The organism is Modestobacter sp. SYSU DS0290 (assembly GCF_054050955.1).
Genome location: NZ_JBJHAI010000005.1, coordinates 1 through 23,267, shown reverse-complemented (window position 1 = coordinate 23,267; position 23,267 = coordinate 1). Strand labels below are relative to the sequence as shown.

Sequence of the window (23,267 nt, the reverse complement as noted above, 5' to 3'; positions counted from 1 at the left end):
GTGACCGCCCCCGCTCCGGCCGCAGCCGGATTCGACCCCGCACTCCCCTGGCGGCGGGCCCGGTCGGTCGCGCTGCGGCCGGAGCCGTTCGGCGCGCTGGTCTACCACTTCGGCAACCGGAAGCTCTCCTTCCTGAAGTCGAAGGCGCTGGTCCGCGTCGTGGAGTCCCTCGCCGACCACCCCGACGTCGCCGCCACGCTCGCCGCCTGCGACGTGCCCGACGCCCAGCACCCGGCCTACGTGAAGGCGCTGGCCGACCTCGCCCGGTCGCAGATGATCGAACCTCGTTCGGAGGGAACCCCCGCATGACCGCAGTGCTGCCGTCACGCCCCACCCACGACCGTCCCGTCGGCGGCCGGCTGGTCGACCAGTTCGAGTACGGCCTCGACGCCCCCATCTGCCTGACCTGGGAGCTCACCTACGCCTGCAACCTGGCGTGCGTGCACTGCCTGTCCTCCTCCGGGCGGCGTGACCCCCGGGAGCTGTCCACCGCCGAGGCCGAGGCGGTCATCGACGAGCTGCAGCGGATGCAGGTCTTCTACGTCAACGTCGGCGGTGGCGAGCCGACCGTCCGGCCGGACTTCTGGCACCTGCTCGACTACGCCATCGGGCACGACGTCGGGGTCAAGTTCTCCACCAACGGCGTGAAGCTGGACAAGGCCCGCGCCGCGCAGCTGGCCCGCACCGACTACGTCGACGTGCAGATCTCCCTGGACGGCGCCACCGCCGAGGTCAACGACCGGGTCCGCGGGGCCGGCTCCTTCGCCACCGCCACCCGGGCGCTGGAGAACCTCGCCGAAGCCGGCATGAAGGACTTCAAGGTCTCCGTCGTGGTGACCCGGGAGAACGCCGGGCAGCTCGACGAGTTCAAGGAGCTCACCGACCGCTACGGCGCCCAGCTGCGGATCACCCGGCTGCGCCCGTCGGGTCGCGGGGCCGACGTCTGGGACCAGCTGCACCCCACGATGGCCCAGCAGAAGGACCTCTACTCCTGGCTGCTGGCCAACGGCGACAACGTGCTCACCGGCGACTCGTTCTTCCACCTCTCCGCGTTCGGGGAGGCGCTGCCCGGGCTGAACCTGTGCGGCGCGGGCCGGGTGGTCTGCCTGATCGACCCGGTCGGCGACGTCTACGCCTGCCCGTTCGCCATCCACGAGAACTTCCTCGCCGGCAACGTGCGCTCTCCCGGTGGGTTCCAGCGGGTCTGGCAGACCTCGGACCTGTTCACCGAGCTGCGCAGCCCGCAGACCGGCGGCGCCTGCACCAAGTGCGCCCACTTCGACGCCTGCCGGGGCGGCTGCATGGCGGCGAAGTTCTTCACCGGCCTGCCCCTGGACGGGCCCGACCCGGAGTGCGTGCAGGGCTACGGGGAGAGCGCGCTGGCGGCCCGGGACCTCGAGCTGGTCACGCCCAAGAGCCACCTGGACCACTCGCACAAGGGCCCGGTGCGCGGCCAGCCCACCCTGCTGGGCATGCCGTCGATCCCGCCGGCGAAGATCTGCGACGAGTCGCCGCTCGCCGGCCTGCAGCTGGACTGACCCGGCCGCCCGCCGCGCTGTTGCCCACGGCGCGGCGGGCTGCCAGGGTGCCGCGCGTGGAGAGCATCACGATCCTGCGGGTGGTCACGCTGCTCAACGGCGTCGTCGGCCTCGGGTGGCTCGTGCTCTACCTCGCCTCGGCCGACGCGCCGCTGGCGTACCTGCTCCTCGGCCTGGCTCTGCTCGGTGGTGGGCTGGCCGGCCTGCTGGTGGTGCGGTTCGGGTCCCGGGGAGCCGATGGGGAGCCGCGGTGACCCGGCGGCGGCTGATCGTCCTCGGCTCCGCGCTGCTGTTCGGTTGGACCGTGCTGGTGGCCGTCGTCGTGCTGCTGGTCACCGACTGGTCGTCGACGACCACGACGGTGGTCACCGGGCTGATCGCCGGAGCGGGAACCGCCCCCCTGGTGCTCTGGGTGCAGCGCCGGGCCGCGCTCATCCCGCGGTCAGCCGAGCCTCCGGCGCCACGGGGCCCGGTCGGTCGAGGCTGAACACCGCCGTCGTCCCGACGGCGGTGAGCTCGTAGTCGCCGAGGAAGCCGCGCACCGGCACCCGGCCGGCGTCGTCGGTGCGCAGCGTCGTCGGCGGCCGCCACCACTCGCCCTTCACCAGCCCGTGCAGCGCGTCGTACGCCGGCTTCGGTGAGCCGTCGGCGCGGACGAACCCGACCGGCGCACCCAGCCACGCCCCCGCGTCCGACAGGCCCCAGTACGTCACCGACTCCACCGAGGGGTGCGACAGCAGCGTGCGGTAGTGCCGCACCACCTCGTCGGCCTGCCGTGCCTCGCCCTCGGGGGTGGACGGCCACTCGTCGACCTGCCAGTCGTTGAGGTCCTCGATCTCCGGCGGCATCAGGTCACCGGAGAGCAGGGTGCTCTCGGTGAAGTGGATCGGCAGGCCGTAGCGGGCGAACCGCTCCAGCGTCGCCAGGGTCCGCTCCTCGCCCCAGTACCCCTGGTGCATGTGGCTCTGCAGCCCGAGCGCGTCGACCTGGACGCCCGCCTCGAGCACGCCCTCGATCAGGCACTCGTAGGCGGTGGACATGTCGAAGTCGTTGAGCAGCAGGGTGGCCGACGGGTTCGCCGCCCGCGCCTCCTCGAACGCCAGCCGGATGGTGCCGATCCGGCCCAGGTCCCGGGCGAGCCGGGTCAGCCCGTTGTCGTACTTGTCGAACACCGGCATGATCACGACCTCGTTGATCGCGTCCCAGGTGTCGACCACCCCGGCCAGGCCGGCGACCTCCCGCCGGATCCGGCCCCGCAGCTCTGCCTCGATCTCGGTGTTCGACATTTCCAGCAGCCAGTCCGGCGCCAGCGTGTGCCAGGCCAGCGGGTGGCCCTTCACCGCCGCACCCCGGGCGCGGAACCACTCCGCGGTCCGCCGCAGCCGCGCGGTGTCCGGCCGGCCGCGCTCGGGCTCGAAGTCGCCCCAGTAGAACGGCAGCGTCGCGGTGTTGAACAGGTCGAACCAGCGGTCGGCCAGCTCCTCGGCGCCCGCCGGGTCGGCCGCCGCCCCGAACACCGAGCCCGGGCCGCCCGCCGTCCCCACCTCACCGTTGGCCAGCGGGACGAAGTCGAAGCCGATGCAGCCGAAGCCGAACGCGTGCCGGGTCTGGGCGACGGTCACCTCCGCCCCGGTCAGCGGTCGGCCGTCGGCGCCGCGGACGGTCACCGTGGCGTCGGCGACGCGGTGCCGGAGCGCCGGGTCGACGGTGAACGCCCGGTCGGCGAACGACCGGAGTGCGCCGCCGTCCGTCACAGCCGGACGGTCTCGTTCTCGCCGCCGTCGAACTCGACCTCCTGCAGCGCCATCGGGCGGCTGGTCAGCGTGCCCTGCGGTGCGGTGGTGGTGAGCATCCCGAGCCGCTGGCCCGTCAGCAGCTCGGCGACCTTGCGGGTGCCGTCGGTGGTCATGGGCTGCCCCGTGCCCCGTGCCGGTGGCGGCGACACCCCGTCTGGCAGGGTTCCCGGCCGTGAGGCTGAGCGAGGCCACCTGGCCGGAGATCGGGTCGCGGCCGCTGGTCGTCGTCCCGCTGGGGTCGGTCGAGCAGCACGGCCGGCACCTGCCGCTGGCCACCGACACCGTCGTCGCTCGTGCGGTGGCCGAGGCCGTCGTCCCGGACCTGGACGGCGCCTGGCTCGCGCCGGAGCTGGGCTACGGGGCCAGCGGCGAGCACGAGGGCTTCCCCGGCACCATCTCGCTGGGCACCGAGGCGCTCACCGCCCTGCTCACCGAGTACGGCCGCTCGGCCGGGCGGTGGGCCGGCCGGGTGCTGGTGGTCAACGGCCACGGCGGCAACCTCGACGCGCTGCGGGCGGCGGTGCCGCTGCTGCGCACCGAGGGGCGGGACGTCGCCTGGTTCCCCTGCGGCGTCGCCGGGGGCGACGCGCACGCCGGCCGGACCGAGACGTCACTGATGTTGCACGTGGAACCGGACGAGGTGCGCGAGGCGCTCGCCGCCCCCGGGGAGACCACGCCGATCGCGGAGCTGCTGCCCCGGCTGCGGACCGAGGGGGTGCGCGGGGTGAGCCCGGACGGCGTGCTGGGCGACCCCACCGGCGCCTCGGCGGACGAGGGGGCGCAGCTGCTCGCGGGCATCGTGCGGCGGCTGCTGACCGCCGTCGCCGGCTGGGACGTCGACCCCACCGGCCGGCTCCGCGGCTGACCCCCTGAGTGCCGACATGGCCGTTCTGGCGGCTCCTCCGGGCGCCAGAATGGCCATGTCGGCGGGGTTCGTCAGCTCAGGGCGCCGGCGAACAGCGGGACGGCGTTCTCCAGCGCGTACTGGGTGGCCCGCGGGGTGCCGATCGAGAAGGCGTTGGTCAGCGTGGTGTCGTCGAGCACCACCGCGCGGCCGTCCTGCACCGAGGGCACCGCCTGGAACAGCGGGTCGTCGGTGATCTCGGCGGCGTCGATGAAGATCGGGAACATCACCGTGAGGTCGGCGTCCAGCAGCGGGAGCTGCTCGTTGCTGAGCGAGATGGAGAAGCTGTCCTCCGCGAGCTCCTGCACCGCCGGGGAGTTGGTGAAGCCCAGCTGCTCCATGAACTCCACCCGGGTGTCGCCCTCCACGTACGCGCCGTAGCCCTCGGCGGTGCGGGTGCCGACGACCACCGTCTTCCCGTCGAACTCGGGGTGGGCGGCAGCGGCGTCGGCGAACGCCTGGTCGACCTCGGCCTGCAGCTCGGCGGCCTCCTCGCTCTTGCCGAGCGCGGCGCCGATCATCTCCAGCTGCTGCTCCGGGCTGGTCAGGTACTGGTCGGCGCCCTCGGGCTGCCCGATCGTCGGCGCGATGCGGCTCAGCGCGTCGTAGCGCTCCTGGGTGGCCGGGGACTTGGTGTCCAGGATCAGGTCCGGCTCGAGCGCCGCGATCGCCTCATAGCTGGGCTCGATCGTCGCGATGAGCTCCGGGGCCTCGTCGTAGAGCCCCTCGGCCCAGGGGCCGACGCCCTCGCCGCCGAAGCCGAGCCAGTCGCTGGCGCCCACCGGCTGCACGCCCAGGGCGAGCGCCGTCTCCGCGTCGCCCCAGCCCAGCGCCACCACCCGGGTCGGCTCCTCGGGCACCTCCACGTCACCGAAGGCGGTGCTCACGGTGACCGGGAAGGCGTCGGACGAGCTGGTCGTGGGGTCGGTGCCGGCGGCGGTGCCGGACTCCTCCCCGGAGTCGGAACCGCAGCCGGCCAGGACGAGCGCGGCGGCCAGCGCGGCCGTGGCGCGGAGGGCGGGTCGGGAGGACATGCAGGAGCTCCTGGTTCTGGTGAGGTCGGGGTCAGGCGGCCGCGGAGAGTGCGGCCAGGTACTCGTCCAGACCCCAGGTCATGGAGAGCACGGTCGGCGGGGAGACGGCGGCGATGAGCTCGTCGCCGATCAGTGTGGCGTGATGACCGGTGGTGATCTGCTCCATCGTCTGCGCGTAGGGCTGCGCCACGAAGGTGTCCGACTCCTCCTGGGTGGAGGCGTAGCTGAGGAGGATGTCGCTGGTCAGCTTGGAGACCTCCTCGAGGCTCAGTGTGTAGTAGAAGGTCGATTCCCCGGTGGAGAGCTCGCGGACGCTGGGGGCGACCTCCAGTCCGAGGTCGGTCAGGAACTCCACCCGGGGGTCGGCGGCCTCGTAGACGTAGAAGGTGCCGGCGGTGTCCCACACCGCCGCGACGGTCTTGCCCTGCAGCTCGGGGTGCTCCGCAGCGGCGTCGGCGACCGCCCGCTCGGTCTCCGCGACGAGCTCGGCGGCCTCCTCCTGCTTGCCGAGGGCCAGGCCGACGGTGGTGGCGACGTCCCGCCAGGGGGTGGCCCACGCCTCGCCGGGGTAGGCGACCGTCGGCGCGATGTCGTTGAGCAGCTCGTACTCCTCGGCGGTGATGCCGGAGTAGTTGGCCAGGATGACGTCGGGCTGGGCGGCCGCGATCGCCTCGAAGGGCACCTCGACCGAGTCGGGCAGGACCGTCGGGGTGTCCGCACCCAGCTCCGCCAGCTCGTCGGCGATCCAGGGGAGCAGCCCCTCCTCGTTGCCGCCGTACGCCTGGAAGGGGATGGCCACCGGGACGACGCCGAGCGCCAGGGCGGCGTCGGTGCTGCCGAAGCCCCAGGTGACGACGTCCTGCGGCTCCTCCTCGATGGTGGTCTCGCCGAACGCGTGCTCGATCGTCACCGGGAAGGCGCTGGTCGAGCTGTCGGCGGCGGTGTCGGCGTCGGCCGGGTCGGCGGAGCCGCAGGCGGTGAGGGCGAGCGCGCTCGTCAGGAGGGCGGCGGCGAGCCGCGCGGGGCGGTGGGGCAAGGTGATCTCCTCGTGGACAGGTCAGGTGAGGCTCACCTAACCACGTGGAGGTCGCGAAGTGGTCACCGCGCTACCCGGGAACGCACTGGCCGGAGGCGTACCGGAACCGCCAGACTGCCGCGGTGCTGCTGACCCTGTCGACCACCCACGAGCCCGCCACCGACCTGGGCTTCCTGCTGCACAAGAACCCCGCCCGGGCGCAGCAGGTCGAGGTGTCCACCGGGGTCGCGCACGTCTTCTACCCGGAGGCGACCGAGCAGCGCTGCACCGTCGCGCTGCTGCTGGAGGTCGACCCGATCGGGCTGGTCCGTGGCGCCCGCGGCACCACCGAGGGCTTCAGCCTCGGCCAGTACGTCAACGACCGGCCCTACGCCGCCTCCAGCCTGCTCGCGGTCGCCCTGGGCAAGGCCTTCGCCAGCGCGCGCCGGGGCATCAGCAAGGAGCGGCCGGACCTGGTCGGGGAGCCGCTGCCGCTGGAGGTGCACCTGCCGGCGCTGTCCTGCCGGGGCGGCGCGGAGCTGGCCGAGCGCTTCTTCGCCCCGCTGGGCTGGACCGTGCGGGCCACCCCGCTGCCGCTGGACGAGCAGTTCCCGGAGTGGGGCGACTCCCGGCTGGTCGACCTGCGGCTGACCGGCACGCTGCGGCTGGCCGACGCCGTCAACCACCTCTACGTCGCCCTGCCGGTGCTCGACGACGCCAAGCACTACTGGGTCAGCACCGACGAGATCGACAAGCTGCTGCGCGCCGGCGAGGGCTGGCTCGCCGGCCACCCCGAGCGCGAGCTGATCACCGCCCGCTACCTGGCGCATCGCCGTGCCCTGGCCGGACAGGCCCTCGCCCGGCTCGCCGAGGTCGACGACGCGGCCGCCGAGGCGTTCGACGACGCGGTTGCCCCAGAGGTGGTGACCCCAGAGGTGGTGGCCCCGGTGGACGACGCGCCCGCCGACCGGCCCACCCCGCTGGCCCAGCTGCGGGCCGGCGCGGTGCTCGCGGCCCTGCGGGCGGCCGGCGCGCACCGGGTCGTCGACCTGGGCTGCGGCAGCGGCGCCCTGCTGCCGGCGCTGCTCGCCGAGGCGTCGTTCACCGAGGTCGTCGGCGTCGACGTCAGCGCCCGCGCGCTGCAGGTGGCCGCCCGCCGGCTGCACCTGGACCGGATGCCCGACCGCCAGCGTGCCCGGCTCACCCTGCTGCAGAGCGCGCTCACCTACCGGGACGCGCGGCTGGCCGGGTACGACGCCGCCGTGCTCATGGAGGTCGTCGAGCACCTGGACCCCGACCGGCTGCCCGCCCTGGAGGACGCCCTGTTCGCCGCGGCCGCACCGGCGACCGTCGTCGTCACCACGCCCAACGTCGAGCACAACGTGCGCTACCCCGCGCTGGCCGCCGGCGGGTTCCGGCACCGCGACCACCGCTTCGAGTGGACCCGGGCGGAGTTCGCCGCCTGGGCGGAGGGCGTCGCCGAGCGGAACGGCTACACCGTGCGCCTGCTCGGCGTCGGCGAGGACGACCCGGAGGTGGGCCCGCCCACCCAGCTGGCGGTCTTCCGCCGGGGCGCCACGGTGGAGGTGGCGGCATGACCGAGCTCGCCGTCCCGGAGCTGGCGCTGGTGGTGCTGATCGGCGCCTCCGGCTCGGGCAAGTCCACGTTCGCCCGTGCCCACTTCCGCCCCACCCAGGTGCTCTCCAGCGACGTCTGCCGCGGTCTGGTCGCCGACGACGAGGACGACCAGGCGGCCACCCCGGACGCCTTCGCCGTCCTGCACTTCATCGCCGCGACCCGGCTGCGCGCCGGCCGGCTCACCGTCGTCGACGCGACCAACGTCAAGCGGGAGGACCGCGCCTCGCTGGTGCAGCTGGCCCGCGACCACGACGTCCTGCCGGTGGCGATCGTGCTCGACCTGCCCGAGGGCGTCTGCCAGGAGCGCAACGCCGCCCGCACCGACCGCGACCTCGACCCGGGCGTGGTCCGCCGGCAGCGCGCCGAGCTCCGCCGCGGGCTGCGCGGGCTGTCCCGGGAGGGGTTCCGCAAGGTGCACCGGCTCGGCTCGGTGGCGGACGTCGAGTCGGCGGTGGTCACCTGGGAGAAGCAGTACAACGACAAGCGCGAGCTCACCGGCCCGTTCGACGTCGTCGGCGACGTGCACGGCTGCCGGGCGGAGCTGGAGCAGCTGCTCAGCACCCTGGGCTGGCAGCTGACGCGGGACGACGCGGGCCGGCCGGTCGGGGCGCACCACCCCGAGGGCCGGACGGCGGTCTTCCTCGGCGACCTGGTCGACCGCGGACCCGACTCCCCGGGCGTGCTGCGGCTGGTGATGGGCATGGTCCGTGCCGGCACCGCGCTGTGCGTGCCCGGCAACCACGAGAACAAGCTGGTCAAGGCGCTGCGCGGCCGGGACGTGCAGCTCACCCACGGCCTGGCCGAGACGCTGGAGCAGCTGGCCGGGGAGAGCGCGGAGTTCCGCGCCGAGGTCGAGGCCTTCTGCGACGGCCTGGTCAGCCACCTCGTGCTCGACGGCGGTGCGCTCGTCGTCGCGCACGCCGGCCTGCCGGAGAAGCTGCAGGGGCGGTCCAGCGGCCGGGTGCGCAGCTTCGCGCTGTACGGGGACACCACCGGGGAGACCGACGAGTTCGGCCTGCCGGTGCGCTACCCCTGGGCCCAGGACTACCGCGGCCGGGCGATGGTGCTCTACGGCCACACCCCGGTGCCCGAGCCGGAGTGGGTCAACAACACGATGTGCCTGGACACCGGCTGCGTGTTCGGCGGGCGGCTCACCGCGCTGCGCTACCCCGAGCGCGAACTGGTCGGGGTGCCCGCGCAGCGCACCTGGTACGAGCCCGCCCGCCCGTTCCTCACCCCCGACGAGCAGCCCCCGGCGCGCCCCGACGCCGTCCTCGACGTCGCCGACGTGCTGGGCAAGCGGGTCGTGGAGACCCGGCTGTCCGGGCGGGTGACCGTGCGCGAGGAGAACGCGGCCGCCGCGATCGAGGTGATGAGCCGCTTCGCGCTCGCCCCGCAGCAGCTGGCGTACCTGCCGCCGACGATGAGCCCGGTGGCCACCGCTGCGCGGGAGGACCTGCTGGAGCACCCGGCCGAGGCGTTCTCCTACTACCGCGGCGAGGGCGTGGACCGGGTGGTCTGCCAGGAGAAGCACATGGGCTCCCGGGCGGTGGCGCTGGTCCGCCGCGCCGACGCGGACGGCGACCCGGCGCGGCCGGTCACCGAGCGCGGGGCGCTGTACACCCGCACCGGGCGGTCGTTCTTCGGTGCGGAGCTGACCGCGGCCTTCCTGGCCCGGCTGGCGGTGGCGGCGCGGACGGCCGGGCTCTTCGACGAGCTGGGCAGCGACTGGCTGCTGCTCGACGGCGAGCTGCTGCCCTGGTCGGCCAAGGCCGGGGAGCTGATCCGCGGCCAGTACGCACCGGTCGGCACCGCGGCCCGCGCCGCGCTGCCGGTGGCCGAGGCGGTGCTCGCCCAGGCGGCCGGCCGGGGTCAGGACGTCGGTGCGCTGCTGGCCCGCCAGCGCTCCCGCCGGGCCGACGCCGAGGGGTTCACCGCCGCCTACCGGCGCTACTGCTGGCCCACCGACGGGCTCACCGGCACCGCGTTCGCCCCGTTCCAGCTGCTCGCCGCCGCCGGGGCGACCTTCCACGACCGCCCGCACGCCGAGCACCTCGCCCTCGCCGACCGGCTGGCCGCCGCCGACCCGGAGCTGCTGCGGAGCACCACGCACCGGTTCGTCGACGTCACCGACCCGGCGCAGGAGGAGGCCGCGACCGCCTGGTGGACCGAGCTGACCGCCGGCGGCGGGGAGGGCATGGTGGTCAAGGCCGCCGGCAACCTCACCCGCGGACGCCGCGGCGTGGTGCAGCCCGGGCTCAAGGTGCGCGGCCGGGAGTACCTGCGGCTGGTCTACGGCCCCGAGTACACCGAGCCGGCGAACCTGGCCCGGCTGCGCGAGCGGAACCTGGGCCGCAAGCGCGGGCTGGCGCTGCGGGAGTACGCGCTGGGGCTGGAGGGCCTGGAGCGGCTGGCCCGCGGTGAGCCGCTGTGGCGGGTGCACGAGTGCGTGTTCGCCGTGCTGGCGCTGGAGTCCGAGCCGGTCGACCCCCGGCTCTGAGCTGGCTCGACCGTCGTCCGGGTCGACCCGCGCAACCTCACGTGGAGCCGTGCCACGGCGCGGCCACACGTCCGCTGGTGCGGGTTGACCCGCACGGCGGCCGGCGGGGAACAGCGGACCCCAGCGGCCGGTTGTACCGGGCAGTCGCGATCAGCCCGCCCCGCCGGGGGCGGACGTCCCGCGCAGACCGAGAGGACCCCACCATGCGCAACGGCATCCACCCCGAGTACCGGACCGTCGTCTTCCAGGACACGTCGACCGGTGCCACGTTCCGCACCCGCTCGACGATCGCCACCGAGCGGACGGTCGAGCTGGACGGCGAGACCCTGCCGGTGGTCCCGGTCGAGATCAGCGCCTCCTCGCACCCCTTCTGGACCGGCAACCAGCGCGTGCTGGACACCGCCGGGCGGGTCGAGAAGTTCAACCAGCGGTACGGCGCCCGCACCCGCGGCTGACCGCTCCGCTCTCCCGACGCCCCCGTCGGCCCTCCCCGGGCCGGCGGGGGCGTCGCTGCGTCCTGGGCGGTGTCGGGTCAGGCCGGGACGTCGGCCGGCAGGGTCCGGACGGCGCGCAGGCCGACCACCCCGGTCAGGGCGGCCGTCCCCGCCGTGCCGATCGCCACCGCCAGCACCGTGGGGGAGTACCCGGCCGGGGCGGCGTAGGGCAGGTGGACGGCCAGGGCGGGCAGCAGCGCGGCGGCCAGGACCGCCACGGCGAGCTCGGCCGGGCCACGCGCCGTCCGCCGGCGGGCCAGCAGCACTGCGCCGCTGCCCACCAGCACGATCCCCAGCTGGACGAACGGGTCGCCCAGGGCGAGCAGCCAGCCGGCCGGCTCACCCGGCGACGACGCCACCGCCGCCGCGCCGAAGGCCCAGGGGGAGAGGAGCAGCAGGCCCAGCCAGGAGAGCCACCCCGGGTGGCGGACCGGGCGACCGGTGGGGACCAGGGCGGCGGCGACCAACGGCACCGCGAGGGTCAGCAGGGGGAACAGGTCCAGTGGCTGGACCGGCCGCAGCAGTGCCAGGACCAGCTCCCCGACGAGGACCACCAGGGCCAGCGGCCGCGTGACGGCCAGCCCGCGCACCACGCACCCGGCCAGGACGACGGTGAGCGCACTCCCCACCGTGCGGAGGGCGTCCTCCGGCCCCCAGTGCACCGGCCCACCCACGTCGGGGGCGTCGACGAAGGGCAGCGCGCCGTGCAGCCATGCCGTCGAGACCAGCCCGACCAGGGCCGTGGCGGCCAGCGCGACCGTGCCGGCCACGGCCACCAGCCGCACCGTCGCCCCCGTGGCGACCGCGCGCACCGAGGCGCCGGGCGCACCGAGCCGGAGGCGCAGGGCCAGCCGGGCGACGTCCAGCCGGTCGGCCACCGTCGGGCTGCCGAACTCCGCGTACTCCGGGTCGTCGGCCGTCGTGACGGACAGGTACGTCTCCGTCATGTCGTCGGCCCACTGCGAGCGCGCCGGCTCGGGCAGCCGGCCGAGCAGCCGCCGGTAGCGCTCCTCCAGCGGGCTCATGCCGGCCGCACCGCGAGCCGGGCCCGGGCCGCGCGGGCGTTCGCCTCCTGGCGGGTGACCTCCTGCTCCAGCGCCTCCCGGCCCGCGCCGGTCAGCCGGTAGTAGCGGCGCACCCGGCCGGCGTGGACCTCCTCGCGGTCGGGCTCCACGCGCGCCTCGGCGACCAACCGGTCGAGCACGCCGTAGAGGGTGCCCACGCGGAGGGTGACCCGGCCCCCGGAGAGCTGCTCGACCTCGCCGATCACCCCGTACCCGTGCCGGGGGCGGTCGGCGAGCGCGGCCAGCACGAGGAAGGCGGGCTCGGTGAGCGGGCGGGACGCCATGGGGCGACGGTAGCGAGGCCATACCTCGGCTGTCGATGCATCGAGTTGCTGAGCGGTGGTCCCTCCCGGTTAGGGTCCGCCGGGTGGTGACCGCGCTGCCTGCCCCGCCGGACGAGCCGCTGCCCACCGGTCTCGTCGTCCGGCTGGACCCGGCCGTCCAGCGCCGGGAGGACGGCGCGGTGCTGGTCGGCGGCTCACCGCTGCGGCAGCTGCGCCTGGCCCCGGCCGCCCGGGCACTGCTGCACGGTGACCGGGTGACCGTCACCGATCGGCGCAGCGCCACCCTCGCCGGCCGGCTGGTCGGCGCCGGCATCGCCCATCCGGAGGCATCGCCCGCGTCCGCCGACGACGTCACCGTCGTCGTCCCGGTCAAGGACCGCACCGACGGGCTCACCCGGCTGCTCGCCGCGCTCCGCGCCGACCCCGGGACGGCGGACTGCCCGGTGGTCGTGGTGGACGACGGCTCCGCCGACCCCACCGCGGTGGCCGCGGCCGCCGCCGGGGCCCGGCTGGTCCGGCACGAGCAGGCCCGCGGCCCGGCCGCGGCCCGCAACGCCGGGCTGCGGGCGGCCACCACGCCGCTGGTGGCCTTCATCGACTCCGACTGTGTGCCCGAACCGGGCTGGCTGGGGCACCTGGCCGGGCACCTGGGCGCCGACCCGCGGCTCGCGCTGGTCGCGCCCCGGATCACCGCGCTGCCGGCGCGGGTCGAGGGCTGGGTCGCCCGCTACGAGGCGCTGTCCAGCGCGCTGGACATGGGGGAGCGGACGGCCCTGGTGCACCCGCGCAGCGCCGTGCCGTACGTGCCCAGCGCGGCGCTGCTGGCCCGGCGGTCGGCACTGGCTGGGGGGTTCGACGAGGCGATGCAGGTCGCCGAGGACGTCGACCTGGTGTGGCGGCTGATCGGCGCGGGATGGCGGGTCCGCTACGAACCCGCCGCCCGGGTGGCCCACGAGCACCGGGTCGACCCGCGGGACTTCCTCACCCGGCGCGCCTTCTACGGCAGCGGCGCGGCGCTGCTGGCGCAGCGGCACGGTCCGCTCGTCGCGCCGGTGGTGCTCTCGCCCTGGTCGGGGGCCGCCTGGGCGCTGGCGCTCACCGGCCGGCCGGCCGGGGCGCTCGCCGCCACCGCGGTGCTCGCCGAGGCCGCCCGCCGCCTGGCCGTCCGGGTGGCCGTCCCCGGCCGGCGGCCGCCGTACCGGTGGGCGGCGGGGCTGGTGCTGCGCGGGACGGCGGGGGCCGGCCGGATGCTGGCCCGCTCGGTGACCCGCCACCACTGGCCGCTCGCGCTCGCCGCGGCGCTGGTCTCCCGCCGGGCGCGGGCGCTGGTCCTCGCGGTGCTGGCCGGGGACGCCGTCGCCGCCTGGTGGCCGCACCGGGCGGAGGTGGACCTGCCGGCCTTCGCCGCCGGGCGCCGGCTGGAGGACCTCGCCTACGGCGCCGGGCTGTGGGCCGGTGCCTGGCGGGCCCGGGACGCCACCGCACTGCTCCCCGTCGCGCCACCGCCGGTCGCCGGCTGACACGCCCCGGCCGGCGGACACGCCGGGGTGACGTTTCGGTGAACAACCACCCGGCGTACGGACGAGGTGGAACAAGCCGCCGCGGCCCGGCCTTGGAGAGCGCGAAGGTGCGGTGACGCCAGCGTCGGCCCCGCAAGACGACCGACCACGGGGAGCCCCACTTGAGCACCACCCAGGACACCGCTGCCGCGGCGCGCACCACCGGCGCCCGGGCGCACCGCGAACCGGAGCCCGCACCGCTCGGCCAGGCGCGCACCGCGCTGGTGCTGGGCGCGTTCGTCGCGCTCGGCCCGCTGACCATCGACATGTACCTGCCGGCGCTGCCGACCATCACCGAGGACCTGCAGACCACCTCGGCCACGGTCCAGCTCACCCTCACCGGCACCCTCGTCGGCCTGGCGCTGGGCCAGCTGGTGCTCGGCCCGCTGGCCGACGCGCTGGGCCGCCGCCGCCCGCTGCTGGCCGGCACCGCCGTGCACGTGCTCGCCTCGCTGCTGGTGCTCCTCGCCCCGAACGTCGCCGTGCTCGGCGCGCTGCGGTTCTTCCAGGGGGTCGGCGCCGCGGCCGGCGCGGTGATCGCGATCGCCGTCGTCCGCGACCTGTTCTCCGGGCGGGCGGCCGCCACGATGCTGTCCCGGTTGTTCCTGGTGATCGGCGCCGCACCGGTGCTCGCCCCGACCATCGGCGGCGAGGTGCTCCGGTTCACCTCCTGGCGCGGGGTGTTCGTGATCCTGGCCGTCTACGGCGCGCTGTTGCTGGTCATGGGCTGGTTCGCGCTGCGCGAGACGCTGCCGCCGGAGCGCCGGCGCAGCAACGGCGTCGTCGGCACGCTGCGCGGCTACCGGGCGCTGCTGCGCGACCGGGCCTACGTCGGCCTGGTGCTGGTCGCCGGCCTGACCATGGCCGGGCTGTTCGCCTACGTCTCCGGGTCCTCGTTCGTCTACCAGCGGGACTTCGGCCTCAGCGAGCAGGAGTTCGGCCTGTTCTTCGGTGCCGGCGCGTTCTTCCTCATCGGCGCCACCCAGTTCAACCCGGTGCTGCTGCGTCGGTTCGGCCCGGCGCAGATCCTGGTGTCGGCCACGATCGCCGGTGCGGTCGCCGGCGCGGTCCTGCTGCTCACGGCGGCCACCGGGTTCGGCGGGCTCCTCGGCGTCGCCGTCCCGCTGTGGGCCGTGCTCGCCGCGTGCGGGCTGGCGCTGCCCAACGCCCCGGCGCTGGCGCTGTCCCGGCACGGCGACGCGGCGGGCACCGCCGCGGCGCTGCTGGGCGCGGTCCAGTTCGGTGTGGGCGCCGCGGTCTCCCCGCTGGTGGGGCTGCTCGGCAACGACGCGGTGGCCATGGGCACGGTCATCGTGGGCTCGCTGGCGCTCGCGCTGGTGGTGCTGTTCACCGTGGTCCGGCCGTGGCAGCTGACCGACGTCGACGCCGCCGACACCCCGGCCGTCGCGCACTGACCCCGGCGCCGGTGGTCAGCCGATGACCACCGGCGCCGAGGTGCCCACCTGGTACAGCCGGGCCACCCCGGTGCTGGGGCTGAGGGTCTCCTCCTCCAGCCAGAACACGTAGGGGACGCCGGGAGCCAGGCCGGCCAGCACCACGGCCTGCTCCTGGCAGCCCTCGGCGGCCGGGACCACCTGCCGGACCGGCTCGGCCTGCTCCCCCGGGACGAGCCGCTGGCTCACCGCGGACACCCGGTACGACAGCACCTCGGCCCGGCCGTCCGACATCCAGCTGACCGTCGCCGAGCCCGGCCCGGCGACGACGCCGGGGGCCATCCGCCGCGGCGACGTGGACCCGCCGCAGGGGTCCGGGCGGTGCTCGAGCTCCGGCGCCCGGCCCACGTTGGCGTTGGGCACCACGACGATCCGGTGCGGCCGCGGCGGCTGGGGCACCACCAGGCCGGTCTCCGCCTGCTGCGCTGCTGCCGAGCCGGCGTGGGCCAGCCCCTCGCTGGTCACGGCCGCGGTGAACGGGTCGGTGCCCACGGGGCTGTTCACGCTGAGCTGGGCGCCCACGGCCACCGCCCGGCTGGCGGTGCTGACCTCCAGCACCGCGGGCGCCACCTGGGTGGCGGCCACCAGCAGCCCACCGGCGACGGCCAGCGTGGGCGCCACCCACCGCCCCGGGCGGCGCGCCCGGCGTCGCGCCCGGCGCCTCGGGGTGGTGGTGCGCGTCGCGGTGGTCCTGCGGGTTCCGGCCATCAACGCCTCTCCTCGGGTCCTCCCGGGAGTCTCGGCAGCAGCGCGCCGGGCTCGCGCCGAAACGGCGACCGCGGTCGAGGCGCGTCCCACACCGGCGACCGGGAATGCCGGGACGCCGGAGCGACCTTGGCACCGGCTGTGAGCGCAGCGCCGACGAGCACGACGTCCCCGACCACCACCCGGGACCCGGGGCTGCCCTCGGCACGCACCGCCACGCTGGCGATCGGGGCCCTGGGGCTGGGCGGTTTCGCCATCGGCACCACCGAGTTCGTCACCATGGGCCTGCTGCCCGACATCGCCCGCGGCACCGGCGTCACCATCCCCGACGCCGGGCACTACATCTCCGCCTACGCCCTCGGCGTCGTCGTCGGCGCCCCGGTGATCGCCGCGCTGGGCGCCCGGCTGCCCCGCCGCGCGCTCGCCGTCGGCCTGATGACCGCGTTCCTCGTGGGCAACGCGCTCGCCGCCCTCGCCCCCGGCTACGGCACCCTGCTGCTGGCCCGGTTCGTCGGTGGGCTGCCGCACGGGGCGTACTTCGGGGCGGCCTCGCTGATCGCCGCCTCCCTGGTCGCCCCGAACCTGCGCGGTCGCGCGGTGAGCTCGGTGATGCTCGGGCTGGCGGCGGCCAACGTCGCCGGGGTGCCGGCGGCCACCTGGCTGGGCCAGCACCTGGGCTGGCGGTCGGCCTACTGGGCGGTGGTCGGCATCGCGGTGGTCACCATCGTGGCGATCCTGCTGGTGGTCCCCTCGACCCCGGGCCGCCGGGACGCCTCCATGCGCGCCGAACTGGGGGCGCTGCGCCGCCCGCAGGTGCTGCTCACCCTGGGCGTGGCCACCGTCGGCTTCGGCGGGCTGTTCGCCATGTACAGCTACATCGCGCCCACTGTCACCGACGTCACCGGCATGTCCGCCGGCTTCGTCCCGGTGGTGCTGCTGGCCTTCGGCGTCGGCGGGGTGCTGGGGACGGCGCTGGGCGGCCGGCTGGCCGACCGGGCGCTCTTCCCCTCCCTGGTCGGGGCGACCCTCGCCACCGGTGCGCTGCTGGCGCTGATGCTGGTCGGGTCGCTGCACGCCGCGACGCTGCTCGCGAACGTCTTCCTGGTCGCCGCGTCGGCCTCGACCATGGTGGTGCTGCTCCAGCTGCGGCTGATGGAGGTCGCCGGCGAGGCGCAGATGCTCGGCGCCGCGCTGAACCACTCCGCGCTCAACGCGGCCAACGCCCTCGGCGCCTGGCTCGGCGGGCTGGTCATCGCCGCCGGCTGGGGCTACCGCGCGCCCAGCGGCGTCGGTGCCGGGCTGGCCGTGCTGGGGCTGGGCTTCCTGCTCGCCTCCGCCCTGCTGCGCCGCCGGGAGCTCGCCGCCCGCTGACCGCTCAGGCGGGGCAGAACCAGTCGTCGCTGGGAGCCTGCTCGGCCGTGCTCCCCGGCGGCGGGAACGCCCGCCGCAGGGTGAAGGCGGCCGGTGTGGGGCCGTCCGCGCGCAACCGGCGCAGCCGGTCCTCGGCCTCGGCGACGGTGGGCCGGGTGCCGGCGGGCACCCACCAGAGCACGGTCATGACCTCCCGGACGTGCTCGAACCACTCCCGGCGGCGCCGCATCACCGCCAGGTGCAGGTCGCCGAAGACGAAGTCACCCAGCGACTCCACCGACTCCCAGACGCTGAGGTTGACGATCAGCCGGTCGTCGTCGAGGGCACGCACCGCGGTGGCGTCGCCGTCCTCGGTCTGCAGCCGCCACACGAACCCGGGCGCTGCGTCGGCCAGGGCGTTGACCGGCTCGAGCTGGGCCACGAACCCGGCCAGCCGGGCGGAGGTCAGCGGTGCGGCGGGCAGCGAGACGTTGAACTCGGCGAGCTGGTGGGAAGGCGCCACGACGGCACCGTAGCGACCGTGCGCCCCGGGGTGGCCATCTCCCGACCTGCGCTGACACACTCAGCTCCGCACCGGCTGTGACGCCGGACACACCTGCCACGCAACGGAGCGGAGGACTCGGTGACCCAGATCAACGTGCGGGTCGACGGGGTGTCCTACACGGACGACGTCGAACCACGGACCCTGCTCGTCCACCACCTGCGGGAGCAGCTGGGCAAGGTCGGCACCGTCGTCGGCTGCGACACCAGCAACTGCGGTGCCTGCACCGTCCACCTCGACGGGCACGCGGTGAAGTCCTGCACCGTCTTCGCCGTCCAGGCCGACGGCTGCGAGGTCACCACCGTCGAGGGGCTGGCCGACGGCGCCACCCTGCACCCCGTCCAGCGGGCGTTCACCGAGATGCACGGCCTGCAGTGCGGCTTCTGCACCCCGGGGATGATCATGGCCTCGATCGACCTGCTGCAGGACAACCCCGACCCGACCGACGACGAGGTCCGGGAGGGCATCGAGGGCAACCTCTGCCGCTGCACCGGCTACCAGAACATCGTCAAGGCGGTGCGCGCCGCCGCCGCGGAGATGCGGGCGGAGGACGCGCACGTCGTCCCCGCCCAGGTGGACACCGCGGCCGCCGACCACGTGGTGGTGCAGGCATGACCGTCACCGAGGAGCCCGGCGCCCCCGCCCCCGAGGTCGGGCAGGCACGGCGGCGCAAGGAGGACGCCCGGCTCATCACCGGGCGCACGCAGTGGACCGACAATCTGGTGCTGCCCGGCATGCTGCACCTGGCGGTGCTGCGCAGCCCGATGGCGCACGCCCGGATCACCGCCGTCGACGTCACCGCCGCGCGGGAGCGGCCCGGCGTGGTCGCCGTCTACACCGGCCGCGACCTCGCCGACGAGCAGGGCTCGCTGCCCTGCGCCTGGCCGGTCACCCCGGACATGGTCAACCCCGGGCACCCCTCGATCGCCGTCGACCGGGTCAACCACGTCGGCGAGGCGGTGGCCGTCGTCGTCGCGCGCAGCCGGACGGCGGCCGCGGACGCCCTCGAGGCGATCGAGATCGACTACGAGCCGCTGCCGGTGGTGCTCGACATGGAGCAGGCGGTGCAGGACGGCGCCCCGCTGGTGCACGAGCACACCACGTCCAACACCAGCTACCACTTCGTCTTCGACGCCGGGGAGGCCGGCACGGGTGCCGACACCGACCAGGCGTTCGCCGACGCCGAGGTGGTGGTCAGCCGCCGGTTCGTGCAGCAGCGGCTGATCCCGGCGTTCATGGAGCCGCGCTCGGTCGTCGTCCAGCCGCTCGGCGACAACTACACGATGTGGTCGGCCACCCAGGTGCCGCACATCCTCCGGGTGATGGCCGCGATGGTCACCGGCATCCCCGAGCACAAGCTCCGGGTGATCGCCCCCGACGTCGGCGGCGGGTTCGGCGGGAAGCTGCAGGTCAACCCGGAGGAGATCCTCTGCCTGCTGATCGCCCGCCGGCTGGGCAGGCCGGTCAAGTGGACCGAGACCCGCAGCGAGTCGCTGATGACCGCCCACCACGGCCGCGACCAGGTGCAGTTCATCGACATCGCGTCCGACCGCGACGGCACGGTGCGCGGCCTGCGGGTGCGGCTGCTCGCCGACATGGGGGCCTACCTGCGGCTGATCACCCCCGGGGTGCCGGCGCTGGGGGCGTTCATGTTCCCCGGCATCTACCGGTTCCCGGCCTACCGGTTCGAGTGCGACGGGGTCTTCACCACCAAGGTGCCCACCGACGCCTACCGCGGCGCCGGCCGGCCGGAGGCCACCTTCGCGATCGAGCGGATCATGGACGAGCTCGCCGTCGAACTGGACATGGACCCGCTGGAGCTGCGGCGGAAGAACTGGATCGAGAGCTTCCCGTTCACCACCGTCGCCGGGCTCGAGTACGACTCCGGGGACTACGCCACCGCCACCGCGCAGGCGCTGGAGCTGATCGGCTACGACGAGCTGCGCGCCGAGCAGCGCCGCCGCCGTGAGGCCGGTGACCCGGTGCAGCTGGGCATCGGGTTCTCCACCTTCACCGAGATGTGCGGCCTGGCGCCCTCCCGGGTGCTCGGCTCGCTGGCCTACGGCGCCGGCGGCTGGGAGTCCGCGTCGATCCGGATGCTGCCCACCGGCAAGGTCGAGGTGGTCACCGGGTCGACCCCGCACGGCCAGGGGCACGAGACAGCCTGGAGCCAGATCGTCGCCGACCAGCTGGGGGTGCCGTTCGAGGACGTCGAGGTGCTCCACGGGGACACCTCGGTCTCCCCCCGGGGGATGGACACCTACGGCTCACGCTCCCTGGTCGTCGGCGGCACCGCGGTGGTCAAGGCCGCGGAGAAGGTGGTCGCCAAGGCCCGCCGGGTCGCCGCCCACCTGCTGGAGGCCAGCGAGGACGACCTGGAGTTCACCGGCGGCCGGTTCTCCGTCCGCGGGACGCCGGGGGCCGGGATGGACATCCAGGAGGTCTCGCTGGCCGTCTTCGCCGCGCACGACTACCCGGAGGGGATCGAGCCCTCCATCGACGCCGAGGCGACCTTCGACCCGGAGAACTTCTCCTTCCCGCACGGCACGCACATCTGCGCGATGGAGGTCGACACGGACACCGGCTTCGTGAAGATCCGGAAGTACGCCTGCGTCGACGACGTCGGCACGATCGTCAACCCGCTGATCGTGGAGGGCCAGGTGCACGGCGGCCTGGCCCAGGGGATCGCGCAGGCGCTGTACGAGGAGGCGGTCTACGACGCCGAGGGCAACCTGACCACCGGCACCTTCGTCGACTACCTGGTGCCCTCGGCCAGCGACCTCCCGCACTTCGACACCGGCACCACCGTGCACCCGGCCACCGGCAACCCGCTGGGCGCCAAGGGGGTCGGCGAGGCCGGGTGCATCGCCAGCACCCCGGCGGTGGTCAACGCCGCCCTCGACGCCGTCCGGCACCTCGGCGTCCGCGACATCCGCATGCCGCTGACCCCCGAACGCGTCTGGCGGGCGCTGCACGGCGGTGGCGACGGCGGCGACCGGGCCGCCGCGGGCAGCAACGCCTACGGCGGCGCCCGCACCACCGAGTCCGGCGTCGAGGAGGCAGCCCAGTGATACCCGCACCCTTCGCCTACGCCCGGCCGACCACCGTCGAGGAGGCGCTGCAGGCGATCGCCGACGGCGGTGAGGACGTCAAGGTCCTGGCCGGCGGGCAGTCGCTCATCCCGGTGATGCGGCTGCGGCTGGCCGCGCCGGAGACCGTCGTCGACCTCACCCGGGTGCCCGAGCTGCGCGGCGTCCGGGAGGAGGGCGACGTGCTGGCCATCGGGGCGATGACCACCCACGCCGACGTGCTCACCGACCCGCTGCTGGCCCGGTACGGCCGGCTGCTGGTGGAGGCCACCGAGACGGTGGCCGACCGGCAGGTGCGCCGGCGCGGCACGTTCGGTGGGGCGCTGGCGCACGCCGACCCGGCCGGCGACCTGCCCGCCGTCGCGCTGGCGCTGGACGCGGAGTTCGTGATCGCCGGGCCGGCCGGACGGCGCACCGTCGCCGCGGCGGACTTCTTCGTCGACTACCTCACCACCGCGCTGGCCGACGGCGAGCTGCTCGTCGAGGTGCGCATCCCGAAGCTCGGCGAGGAGTGGGGGGTGCGGTACGAGAAGTTCAACCGGGTCGCCCAGGCCTGGTCGATCGTCGCGGTCGCCGCCGCCGTCCGCCGGGAGGACGGGCGGATCGCCGAGGCCCGGATCGGCCTGACCAACATGGGGCCCACCCCGCTGCGGGCCCGGGCCACCGAGGCCGCCCTGATCGGCGTCGACGTCGGCATGGAGACGATCACCGCCGCCGCCGCGCAGGCCGCCGAGGGCACCAGCCCCAGCAGCGACCTCAACGCCCAGGCCGACTACCGCCAGCACCTGGCCACCGTGCTCACGCGGCGGGCGGTGGCCGCGGCGGCCGGCCTGTAGCGCCGCCGGCGAGCCGGACCGGTCCGTCCCACCGGTCCGGCCGTCCGGCGCGCCGCAGGCCGAACTGCTGCGCACTCCCTGCTGACGTGGTCGGATGGGGGGCCACGAGCACACCCGTCCCCGGAGGTCCTGCAGTGCAGCTGGAGAACTCGTTCACCGTCCCGGTGCCGATCGACGACGCCTGGCGGGTGCTGCTGGACATCGAGCGGATCGCCCCGTGCATGCCCGGCGCCTCGCTGGACTCGGTGACCGGTGACGAGTTCACCGGCCGGGTCAAGGTCAAGCTCGGCCCGATCGCGCTGACCTACCAGGGCAAGGCGGCGTTCGTGGAGAAGGACGAGGCGGCGCACCGCGCGGTCATCGACGCCAAGGGCAAGGACCAGCGGGGCAACGGCACGGCGGCGGCGACGATCACCGCCACGCTGGCCGCCGAGGGCAGCACCACCCGGGTCGACGTGCTCACCGACCTGAACATCACCGGCCGGCCGGCCCAGTTCGGCCGCGGCGTGATGACCGACGTGGGCAACAAGCTGCTGGGCCAGTTCGCCGACAAGCTCGCCGCCCAGCTGGCCAGCACCGGTGGCGACGTCGCCGTCGACCAGGCGGCCGCCGCCACCCCGCAGGAGCCGACGGCCACCAAGAAGGTCGCCGCCGCCGCGGCCAAGGCCGCCGCGACGACCGCCGGGGTCGTCGAGGAGGTGGCCACCTCCGCCGAGGGCAGTGCCGGGGAGGGTCCGGCGAAGAAGGCTGCCGCGGCGGCGAAGAAGACCGCCGCCGCGGCCGCCGACAAGGCCGCGGACGCGGAGGCGGCCGCCGGCCCGGCGAAGAAGGCCGCGCCGGCCAAGGCGGCCAAGGCCGCGCCGGCGAAGTCGGCCGCGGCCCGCGCCGCCGAGGGGACGGCCGCCGCGGAAACCACCTCGGTGCCCGACCCGCTGGCGCCGCCGCGCCGGTCGAAGGCCGCCCCGGCCAAGGCCGCCTCGCCCACCGGGGTGACCACGCCGGACACCGTCCCCGCGGCCGAGGCGCCGGACGACACCCCGGCCGTCCCGGCGAAGAAGTCCGCGCCGAGCCGTCCGCCGGCCGGCACCACCGCGCCGCCGAACCGGCCCGCCAGTGGCGGGCCGGCCAGGGGCACCCCGGCCGCCAGCACCCCGCCGGCCACGCCCCGTCCGACGGCGGTCGCCCCGGCGCCCGAGCCCGAGCCGATCGACCTGCTCGAGGTCGCCGGCGGCGCGGCGATGGCGCGCTACGCGGCGCCGGCCGCCGGGGTCACCGCGGTCCTGGTGCTGCTCGCCCTCGTGCTGCGTCGCCGCCGCAAGCGCTGAGCCCGGGAGCCAGAGGCTCTCCCCGGCACAGTCGTGGGGGGGGGGGGGGGGGGGGGGGGGGGGGGGGGGGGGGGGGGGGGGGGGGGGGGGGGGGGGGGGGGGGGGGGGGGGGGGGGGGGG

General features: G+C 75.4%; 23 protein-coding genes. 15 read left to right on the top strand and 8 right to left on the bottom strand.

Translation table 11 applies throughout. The annotated features are described in order from the left end of the window. The 4 genes from mftB to ACI795_RS06530 are packed head-to-tail and all read left to right on the top strand — an operon-like array spanning position 1 to position 2,025. A complete protein-coding gene (gene mftB, locus ACI795_RS06545) occupies positions 1-309 on the top strand; it encodes a mycofactocin biosynthesis chaperone MftB (protein ID WP_457074514.1) in 309 nt (102 codons plus the stop codon). Continuing rightward, positions 306-1,538 (top strand): mycofactocin radical SAM maturase, encoded by a 1,233-nt coding sequence (mftC, locus tag ACI795_RS06540; protein WP_457074513.1) that lies wholly within the window; start codon positions 306-308, stop codon positions 1,536-1,538. The genes mftB and mftC overlap by 4 nt, the downstream gene beginning before the upstream one ends. A gap of 56 nt (positions 1,539-1,594) precedes the next feature. Then, on the top strand, positions 1,595-1,792 hold the full coding sequence (locus ACI795_RS06535) for a hypothetical protein (RefSeq protein ID WP_457074512.1): 198 nt from the start codon (positions 1,595-1,597) through the stop codon (positions 1,790-1,792). After that, the gene (locus tag ACI795_RS06530; protein WP_457074511.1) at positions 1,789-2,025 is read left to right on the top strand and encodes a hypothetical protein; all 237 of its coding nucleotides are present in this window, start codon (positions 1,789-1,791) and stop codon (positions 2,023-2,025) included. Before ACI795_RS06535 ends, ACI795_RS06530 begins: the two co-directional genes overlap by 4 nt. On the opposite strand, the gene ACI795_RS06525 is transcribed toward ACI795_RS06530, so the two are convergent. Next, complete coding sequence (locus tag ACI795_RS06525) at positions 1,970-3,292, bottom strand: endo-1,4-beta-xylanase (protein WP_457074510.1); 1,323 nt, start codon at positions 3,290-3,292, stop codon at positions 1,970-1,972. The two genes, ACI795_RS06530 and ACI795_RS06525, sit on opposite strands and share 56 nt — an antisense overlap. After that, positions 3,289-3,447 carry a pyridoxamine 5'-phosphate oxidase family protein gene (locus ACI795_RS06520; protein ID WP_457074509.1) on the bottom strand — a complete coding sequence of 53 codons (159 nt, stop codon included), beginning with the start codon at positions 3,445-3,447 and terminating at the stop codon, positions 3,289-3,291. Before ACI795_RS06520 ends, ACI795_RS06525 begins: the two co-directional genes overlap by 4 nt. A 59-nt stretch (positions 3,448-3,506) precedes the next feature. Here ACI795_RS06520 and mftE point away from each other — a divergent pair, with 59 nt between their 5' ends. Then, positions 3,507-4,199 carry a mycofactocin biosynthesis peptidyl-dipeptidase MftE gene (gene mftE / locus ACI795_RS06515; protein WP_457074508.1) on the top strand — a complete coding sequence of 231 codons (693 nt, stop codon included), beginning with the start codon at positions 3,507-3,509 and terminating at the stop codon, positions 4,197-4,199. Positions 4,200-4,270: 71 nt separating this feature from the next. Here mftE and ACI795_RS06510 read toward each other — a convergent pair whose 3' ends face one another. Together ACI795_RS06510 and ACI795_RS06505 are read right to left on the bottom strand one after the other, a co-directional pair. Next, positions 4,271-5,272 carry an iron-siderophore ABC transporter substrate-binding protein gene (locus ACI795_RS06510; protein WP_457074507.1) on the bottom strand — a complete coding sequence of 334 codons (1,002 nt, stop codon included), beginning with the start codon at positions 5,270-5,272 and terminating at the stop codon, positions 4,271-4,273. A 31-nt stretch (positions 5,273-5,303) separates the two neighbouring features. Then, positions 5,304-6,308, bottom strand: coding sequence for an iron-siderophore ABC transporter substrate-binding protein (locus tag ACI795_RS06505; protein ID WP_457074506.1), 1,005 nt, complete (start codon positions 6,306-6,308; stop codon positions 5,304-5,306). A gap of 122 nt (positions 6,309-6,430) precedes the next feature. On the opposite strand from ACI795_RS06505, the gene ACI795_RS06500 reads away from it, so the two are divergent. From ACI795_RS06500 to ACI795_RS06490, 3 genes are all read left to right on the top strand, one after another. Further along, entirely contained in the window at positions 6,431-7,885 is a 1,455-nt protein-coding gene (locus ACI795_RS06500; RefSeq protein WP_457074505.1) for a 3' terminal RNA ribose 2'-O-methyltransferase Hen1, read from the top strand. Continuing rightward, complete coding sequence (locus ACI795_RS06495; RefSeq protein ID WP_457074504.1) at positions 7,882-10,425, top strand: polynucleotide kinase-phosphatase; 2,544 nt, start codon at positions 7,882-7,884, stop codon at positions 10,423-10,425. Before ACI795_RS06500 ends, ACI795_RS06495 begins: the two co-directional genes overlap by 4 nt. Before the next feature lie 203 nt (positions 10,426-10,628). After that, positions 10,629-10,880 (top strand): type B 50S ribosomal protein L31, encoded by a 252-nt coding sequence (locus ACI795_RS06490; RefSeq protein ID WP_457074503.1) that lies wholly within the window; start codon positions 10,629-10,631, stop codon positions 10,878-10,880. Between the two features lie 77 nt (positions 10,881-10,957). Here ACI795_RS06490 and ACI795_RS06485 read toward each other — a convergent pair whose 3' ends face one another. Together ACI795_RS06485 and ACI795_RS06480 are read right to left on the bottom strand one after the other, a co-directional pair. Beyond that, complete coding sequence (locus ACI795_RS06485; protein WP_457074502.1) at positions 10,958-11,944, bottom strand: hypothetical protein; 987 nt, start codon at positions 11,942-11,944, stop codon at positions 10,958-10,960. Next, positions 11,941-12,267 (bottom strand): PadR family transcriptional regulator, encoded by a 327-nt coding sequence (locus ACI795_RS06480; protein WP_457074500.1) that lies wholly within the window; start codon positions 12,265-12,267, stop codon positions 11,941-11,943. Before ACI795_RS06480 ends, ACI795_RS06485 begins: the two co-directional genes overlap by 4 nt. 86 nt (positions 12,268-12,353) lie before the next feature. On the opposite strand from ACI795_RS06480, the gene mftF reads away from it, so the two are divergent. Continuing rightward, positions 12,354-13,787, top strand: coding sequence for a mycofactocin biosynthesis glycosyltransferase MftF (gene mftF, locus ACI795_RS06475; RefSeq protein ID WP_457074499.1), 1,434 nt, complete (start codon positions 12,354-12,356; stop codon positions 13,785-13,787). Between the two features lie 161 nt (positions 13,788-13,948). Further along, positions 13,949-15,241, top strand: coding sequence for a multidrug effflux MFS transporter (locus ACI795_RS06470; RefSeq protein WP_457074498.1), 1,293 nt, complete (start codon positions 13,949-13,951; stop codon positions 15,239-15,241). Positions 15,242-15,256: 15 nt separating this feature from the next. Here ACI795_RS06470 and ACI795_RS06465 read toward each other — a convergent pair whose 3' ends face one another. After that, a complete protein-coding gene (locus tag ACI795_RS06465) occupies positions 15,257-15,988 on the bottom strand; it encodes a hypothetical protein (RefSeq protein WP_457074497.1) in 732 nt (243 codons plus the stop codon). A gap of 138 nt (positions 15,989-16,126) precedes the next feature. Here ACI795_RS06465 and ACI795_RS06460 point away from each other — a divergent pair, with 138 nt between their 5' ends. Then, positions 16,127-17,356, top strand: a complete 1,230-nt coding sequence (locus ACI795_RS06460) for an MFS transporter (RefSeq protein WP_457074496.1) — start codon at positions 16,127-16,129, stop codon at positions 17,354-17,356. Between the two features lie 4 nt (positions 17,357-17,360). Here ACI795_RS06460 and ACI795_RS06455 read toward each other — a convergent pair whose 3' ends face one another. Then, the gene (locus tag ACI795_RS06455) at positions 17,361-17,858 is read right to left on the bottom strand and encodes a DUF3291 domain-containing protein (protein ID WP_457074495.1); all 498 of its coding nucleotides are present in this window, start codon (positions 17,856-17,858) and stop codon (positions 17,361-17,363) included. 120 nt (positions 17,859-17,978) lie between these two features. Here ACI795_RS06455 and ACI795_RS06450 point away from each other — a divergent pair, with 120 nt between their 5' ends. The 4 genes from ACI795_RS06450 to ACI795_RS06435 all read left to right on the top strand — a co-directional run bounded on the left by ACI795_RS06450 (position 17,979) and on the right by ACI795_RS06435 (position 23,147). Beyond that, on the top strand, positions 17,979-18,512 hold the full coding sequence (locus tag ACI795_RS06450; protein ID WP_457074494.1) for a (2Fe-2S)-binding protein: 534 nt from the start codon (positions 17,979-17,981) through the stop codon (positions 18,510-18,512). Further along, positions 18,509-20,968, top strand: a complete 2,460-nt coding sequence (locus tag ACI795_RS06445; protein WP_457074493.1) for a xanthine dehydrogenase family protein molybdopterin-binding subunit — start codon at positions 18,509-18,511, stop codon at positions 20,966-20,968. The genes ACI795_RS06450 and ACI795_RS06445 overlap by 4 nt, the downstream gene beginning before the upstream one ends. Next, positions 20,965-21,822, top strand: coding sequence for an FAD binding domain-containing protein (locus ACI795_RS06440; RefSeq protein ID WP_457074491.1), 858 nt, complete (start codon positions 20,965-20,967; stop codon positions 21,820-21,822). Before ACI795_RS06445 ends, ACI795_RS06440 begins: the two co-directional genes overlap by 4 nt. Before the next feature lie 134 nt (positions 21,823-21,956). After that, positions 21,957-23,147: an SRPBCC domain-containing protein gene (locus tag ACI795_RS06435; RefSeq protein ID WP_457074490.1), complete on the top strand. Its 1,191-nt coding sequence runs from the start codon at positions 21,957-21,959 to the stop codon at positions 23,145-23,147. Positions 23,148-23,267: the final 120 nt, after the last annotated feature.

Coding starts and splice junctions, on each gene's coding strand:
- mftC (WP_457074513.1), top strand. CDS start 306: ATGACCGCAGTGCTGCCGTCACGCCCCACCCACGACCGTCCCGTCGGC.
- ACI795_RS06520 (WP_457074509.1), bottom strand. CDS start 3,447: ATGACCACCGACGGCACCCGCAAGGTCGCCGAGCTGCTGACGGGCCAG.
- ACI795_RS06510 (WP_457074507.1), bottom strand. CDS start 5,272: ATGTCCTCCCGACCCGCCCTCCGCGCCACGGCCGCGCTGGCCGCCGCG.
- ACI795_RS06495 (WP_457074504.1), top strand. CDS start 7,882: ATGACCGAGCTCGCCGTCCCGGAGCTGGCGCTGGTGGTGCTGATCGGC.
- ACI795_RS06490 (WP_457074503.1), top strand. CDS start 10,629: ATGCGCAACGGCATCCACCCCGAGTACCGGACCGTCGTCTTCCAGGAC.
- ACI795_RS06485 (WP_457074502.1), bottom strand. CDS start 11,944: ATGAGCCCGCTGGAGGAGCGCTACCGGCGGCTGCTCGGCCGGCTGCCC.
- ACI795_RS06480 (WP_457074500.1), bottom strand. CDS start 12,267: ATGGCGTCCCGCCCGCTCACCGAGCCCGCCTTCCTCGTGCTGGCCGCG.
- ACI795_RS06465 (WP_457074497.1), bottom strand. CDS start 15,988: ATGGCCGGAACCCGCAGGACCACCGCGACGCGCACCACCACCCCGAGG.
- ACI795_RS06445 (WP_457074493.1), top strand. CDS start 18,509: ATGACCGTCACCGAGGAGCCCGGCGCCCCCGCCCCCGAGGTCGGGCAG.